Annotated in this window: 1 protein-coding gene; it reads left to right on the forward strand. The window is 37.1% G+C overall.

Annotated features, from left to right (window positions below):
• The first annotated feature begins 64 nt into the window (after nucleotides 1–64).
• Nucleotides 65–241: a hypothetical protein gene (locus tag CJF42_RS29625; protein WP_502694821.1), complete on the forward strand. Its 177-nt coding sequence runs from the start codon at nucleotides 65–67 to the stop codon at nucleotides 239–241.
• The last annotated feature ends 533 nt before the right edge of the window (nucleotides 242–774 follow it).

The raw sequence follows: 774 nt of genomic DNA on the forward strand, positions 1-774 counted from the left end.
AACTGAAAATTTTGGTGGAATACAAATACACATATGAACATGATCGAATGCGTATTAGTGCAACATGGGGTTAACTAAACGAGAAAATATTGATAAATGTGCAGATTATTTACTGAAAAACAAAGTGCGTTTACAGTATGGTGAAGAGCTTAAAAGCTTCTACCCCATTGCGAGCGGTGTTATCGAAGGAGCTTGTCGACACCTAATCAATGACAGATTAGATATTACAGGAGTACGTTGAAGTTTACAGGGGGCTGAAGCAATTCTGAAATTACGGTCATTAAAATCAAGTGGAGATTTTAATGACTATTGGGATTTCCACAAAAGACAATCAAAGCAAAGGAACTATGGTTAGCAGTTTCTTAAACCCCGTCGATTCAAAGGAACTACACCCAAATCGTTTTCTTTAAATAATCGTCGAATTGTTTCTATTGAAACTATCTCAGTATTGGTCAGGGTAATGAACTGATCCGCGATTGGACTTAATGTCCAACGACCGCATCTTTCAGGTAGTTTACTACATGCTAATGAGACAAGTAGTGCTTTTTTATTAGCATCTAATTTTCACGGATAACCGGGACGTTTACCTTCATTTAAAGCATCAGTTAGTCCATCTTCGACAAATTTTGTCTTTGTTCGATAGACTGTTGCGGTACCAACACTTAATAACTCTGCAATTTCCTTATCCTATTTTTTAGCGTCAAACATCTGTAAAATATTGGCCCTTTTTAATACTCTGGTTGATATTTTACCCAGGGTGGGATCGCGCATTTC

It is taken from the genome of Pseudoalteromonas sp. NBT06-2 (assembly GCF_002276045.1).
Taxonomy (GTDB): Bacteria; Pseudomonadota; Gammaproteobacteria; order Enterobacterales; family Alteromonadaceae; genus Pseudoalteromonas.

What these genes read in the sequence shown, in the direction of transcription:
- CJF42_RS29625 (WP_502694821.1), top strand. Translation starts at nt 65, where the DNA reads ATGGGGTTAACTAAACGAGAAAATATTGATAAATGTGCAGATTATTTA.